Here is a 4782-nt window from a genome sequence, read left to right as displayed (position 1 = left end):
GGCACGGATACCGGGAGGTCAGCGCAAGCCTTCCAACTCGCGGATGCGCTTGGCGCCGTCACAAGGCAGCTTGAGGCCGACGGCGCCAAGCGCATCCGCGAGTTGGAAGGCTTGCGCTGACCTCCCGGTATCCGTGCCGGCGGCCCGCCAACGTTACGCAGATTTAATGTGCATGGCAGCGGCAGAATTGCCATAAAGCCATGATATCGCGTGGCTTCGCACATTGCCGGGGTGCGTTGCTGCGTTTTTTGCTTGGGGAAACCTGTAGACGTTTTGCCGACCGGAGTGCCGATGGCCGCCTGGAAACAGATCGTTTTTGCGCTTGTGATCCTGGTGGCCGCCGCGGCCGCCTGGGTACGTTTTTTCCCGGGCGCGCATGAGGTGCTGGCACGCTGGGGTATCGAATGGGCCGACGCCGCAACATCGGCACAGACGACCGGCGCCGTCGACGCGGCGAAGCAGGCAAGCAGCCGCGACAGCAACCGACAACCGGCGAATGTCGTCGCGTTGCCGGCGAGCACGGCCACCATCAACGACCGCCTGCAGGCGATCGGCACCGGCCGAGCCAACGCCTCGGTCACGGTCAACCCTTACAGTTCCGGCCGTCTCGTCGAATTTCTGGTCGCCTCCGGAACCCATGTCGACAAGGGCCAGGTCATCGCCACCCTCGATTCCGACACCGAGGTGATTGCCGAGGACCGCGCCAAGGTCGGCCTGCAGGACGCTCAGGACAAGCTCGACCGGGTGAAGTCGCTGCGCGCCTCGAATGCCGCGACGCCGGTCGCCGTCGCCGATGCGGAAGTGGCGCTGGCCAACGCCAAGCTGGCGCTGCGCGACGCCGAGCTCGCCCTACAGCGCCGCTCGATCGTGGCCCCAATTTCGGGCACGGTCGGCATCCTGCCGATCTCCGCCGGCAATTACGTGACCAGCCAGTCGGCCATCGCCACGCTCGACGATCGCTCCTCGATCCTGGTCGACTTCCTGGTGCCCGAGCGCTTCGCTGCCGCCGTCAAGGTCGGCGCGCAATTGTCGGCGACGCCGATCGCCAATCCGAGCCAAGCCTACACCGGCACCGTCTCGGCCATCGACAACCATATCGACGAGGCCAGCCGCACGCTGCTGGTCAAGGCGACAATCGCCAACCCGGCGGATTCGCTGCGCGCCGGCATGTCGTTCCAGATCAGCATGAAATTTCCGGGCGACTCCTATCCGGCGGTTAGCCCGCTGGCCATCCTGTGGGGTTCCGACGGCGCCTATGTCTGGGCGGTCGCGGACGGCAAGGCCAAACGCGTTCCCGTGCGCATCATCCAGCGCAACACCGAGACAGTGCTAATCGACGCGCCGATCGTCAGCGGCGACATGGTGGTGACCGAAGGCACCCAGAGCGTCAGCGAGGGCGGCGAGGTCCGCATCGCCGGCGAGCAGCAGCGCGCCGCCGAAGCTGACAGCCCATGAGCGGCGGCGCCAACACCGCCAGCGAGAGCGGCTTCACCGCGCTGTTCATCCGCCGGCCGGTCATGGCCCTGGTGCTGAACACACTGATCGCGGTCGCCGGCCTTGCCGCCTTCTATGGCGTCGAGATCCGTGAACTGCCGGATGTCGACCGTCCCGTCATCACCGTCAGCACCACCTTCGAGGGCGCCGCAGCCGAGACCGTCGACCGCGAGCTGACCGACACGATCGAGGGCGCGGTCGCGCGCGTCTCCGGCGTCAAGTCTATCTCGTCGACTTCCTCCTTCCGCAACAGCCGTGTCACCATCGAGTTCAACGACGGCGTCGATCTCGACGTCGCCGCCTCCGATGTGCGCGACGCCGTCAGCCGCATCTCCAACCAGATACCGGACACGGCCGACACGCCGCGCATCGTCAAGGCCGACGCCAATTCCGAGCCGGTGATGCGGCTGGCGGTCACCTCCGACACCATGTCGGTGCAGGACATGACGGTGATCGTCCAGGATCAGATCGAGGACGAGCTCGCCGCCGTCCCGGGCGTCGCCGACGTCCAGGTTTCCGGTGAGCGCGACAAGATCTTCCGCATCGACGTCGACCAGAACAAGCTCGCCAGCCACGGCTTCACCGTCGCCGATCTCCGGGCCGCGCTCGCCTCGGTCGCCTTCGATTCGCCGGCTGGCTCGATCACCACCACCAACCAGGATCTGATCGTGCGCACCACGGCCGACGTGACGACGCCGGAGGAGTTCGAGAACATCATCATCGCCGGCAAGACGCGCATCCGTGACGTCGCAACCGTCACGCTCGGTCCCGATGTCGGCCAGACGGCGCTGCGTTCGGACGGCAAGACCGGCATCGGCCTCGGCATCATCCGTCAGGCGGAATCGAACACGCTGGACATCTCGACCGGCGTCAGGGCGGCCGTCGCCAAGCTGCAGGAGAACTTGCCACAGGGAATGTCGATCAAGGTCACCAGCGACGACGCGGTCTTTGTCAACGGCGCCGTGCACGAGGTCGAGATCGCGCTGGCGCTCTCTGTCTCGATTGTGCTGATCGTCATTTACGCCTTCCTGCTCGACTGGCGCGCAACGCTGATCCCCGGCCTGTCGATGCCGGTCGCCATGATCGGCACCATCGCCGCGATCTATCTCGCCGGCTTTTCGGTCAACATCCTGACGCTGCTGGCGCTGGTGCTGGCCACCGGACTCGTCGTCGATGACGCCATCGTCGTGCTCGAAAACATCGTGCGCCGGCGCAACCAGGGCATGGGGCCGCGCGCGGCGGCCGTGCTTGGCGCGCAGGAGGTCTTCTTCGCCGTCATCGCCACCACGCTGACGCTGGTCGCCGTCTTCGTGCCGATCTCTTTCCTGCCCGGCCAGACCGGCGGCCTGTTTCGCGAATTCGGCTTTGTGCTGGCGATGTCGGTGCTGCTGTCCTGCGTGGTCGCGCTCACCCTTTGCCCGATGCTCGCCTCGCGCATGCTGTCCAGCGCCTCGCTCCACCATGAAGGCGGCAAGGGCATCGGCGCCCGCATCGGCGGCGCGCTGAACGCGACCTACCGGCGCTGCCTGCATGCCTGCCTCGGCGCGCCGTGGCTGGTGGTGCTGGTGGCGCTGCTCTTCGCCGGCATTGCCTTCACCCTCTTCGGCACCATCCGCCAGGAGCTGACGCCGAGCGAGGACCGCGCCGTCGTCTTGTTGCGCATCAGCGCCCCGCAAGGCGTCAGCCTCGACTACACGACCGAGCAGATGCAGAAGATCGAGAGGCTGATCCAGCCGCTGCGCGAATCCGGCGAGATCCGCAGCACCTTCGAAAACGCAGGCCAGAACGGCGCCTACAACTCAGGTTTCATGGTGATGACGCTGGCGCCGTGGGACGAACGCGCGCGCAGCCAGCGGGAGATCGTGGCCGAGATCAGCCGATTGACAAGGCAGGTGCCGAGCGTGCGGGTGTTCCCGGTGCAGCCCAACAGCCTTGGTATCCGGGGCGCCGGCAACGGCCTGCAGTTCGCGCTGGTCGGCAACGACCGCAAGGCGCTCGGCGAGGCGGCGGGCAAGGTCGTCGCCGAGATGCAGAAGGACCAGCGCTTCCAGTCGCCACGGCTCTCCGTCGACCCGACCCAGCCCCAGCTGGCCGTGGCCATCGACCGCGAGCGCGCCTCCGACCTCGGCATCGACATCACCGGGCTGGCCGACACATTGCAGGCCATGCTCGACGGCAACGACGTCGTCGACGTCTATATCGCCGACCGCAGCTATGGCGTGAAGCTGGTGTCGACGACCAACCCGATCAACGACCCGACCGACCTCGAGAACATCTTCCTGAAGACCGGCGACGGCCGCTTCCTGCCGATGTCGACCATCGCGACGCTGACCGAACGCGCCGTGCCGCCATCACTGACGCGCGAGCAGCAGCAGCCGTCGGTCGCTATCACCTCGAACCTGTCAGGCGACTTCGCGCTCGGCGACGCGCTGAGCCGCGCCGAGGAGATTGCCACGCCGCTCTTGCCGCCGGGCAGCCGCATCCTGCCGCTCGCCGAGGCGGCGACGCTGGGCGAGACCAACAGCGCCATGATCACCATCTTCGGCTTCGCGCTGGTCATCATCCTGCTGGTGCTTGCCGCCCAGTTCGAAAGCTTCGTCAGCGCCATCATTATCATGGCGACGGTGCCGCTGGGCCTCGCCTGCGCGATCTTCGCCCTCCTGCTCTCGGGAACCAGCCTCAATGCCTACAGCCAGATCGGCCTGGTGCTGCTGGTCGGCGTCATGGCCAAGAACGGCATCCTGATCGTCGAGTTCGCCAACCAGCTGCGCGATCGCGGGCTCGGCGTGCGCGAGGCGATCGAGCAGGCCTCCATCATCCGCCTGCGCCCGGTGATGATGACAATGATCTGCACCGTGCTCGGCGGCGTGCCGCTGGTGCTGGCCGTCGGCGCCGGCGCCGAGGCGCGCATCGCGCTCGGCTGGGTGATCGTCGGCGGGCTTGGCCTTGCCACCGTCTCGACCCTGTTCCTGACCCCGGTCGCCTATCTGCTGCTCGGCCGCTTCGTTACGCCGAAGACGCATGAGGAAGCACGGCTGAAGCGCGAGCTGGAGGAAGCCGCCTACACCAACGTCGAGCCGGCGGAGTGATTAGCCCTCCTCGCCCCGTCATTATACGGGAAGAGAATGCCGGCAGGCAGGTGAGGGGCGGCGCCAAGCTTGCGAAATTGCGGACGACAGAGACCGGCGGCAGCACGGCCAATCGCGAGCCGTCGGCGCCGCCCCTCATCCGCCCTTCGGGCACCTTCTCCCCGTGAACGGGGAGAAGGGAAAATCTACGGCTTTATGA

General features: G+C 66.8%; 2 protein-coding genes. Both read left to right on the top strand.

Features of this window, described 5'->3' with window-relative positions; genetic code table 11:
- Positions 1-291 precede the first annotated feature (291 nt).
- Entirely contained in the window at positions 292-1455 is a 1164-nt protein-coding gene (locus tag EN745_RS30270) for an efflux RND transporter periplasmic adaptor subunit (RefSeq protein ID WP_127405537.1), read from the top strand.
- A complete protein-coding gene (locus EN745_RS30265) occupies positions 1452-4583 on the top strand; it encodes an efflux RND transporter permease subunit (protein WP_127422944.1) in 3132 nt (1043 codons plus the stop codon). The genes EN745_RS30270 and EN745_RS30265 overlap by 4 nt, the downstream gene beginning before the upstream one ends.
- The last annotated feature ends 199 nt before the right edge of the window (positions 4584-4782 follow it).

Source organism: Mesorhizobium sp. M4A.F.Ca.ET.022.05.2.1 (assembly GCF_003998845.1).
Classification (GTDB): domain Bacteria; phylum Pseudomonadota; class Alphaproteobacteria; order Rhizobiales; family Rhizobiaceae; genus Mesorhizobium.
This window is presented reverse-complemented; position numbering and strand designations above follow the sequence as displayed.

What these genes read in the sequence shown, in the direction of transcription:
- EN745_RS30270 (WP_127405537.1), top strand. Translation starts at nt 292, where the DNA reads ATGGCCGCCTGGAAACAGATCGTTTTTGCGCTTGTGATCCTGGTGGCC.
- EN745_RS30265 (WP_127422944.1), top strand. Translation starts at nt 1,452, where the DNA reads ATGAGCGGCGGCGCCAACACCGCCAGCGAGAGCGGCTTCACCGCGCTG.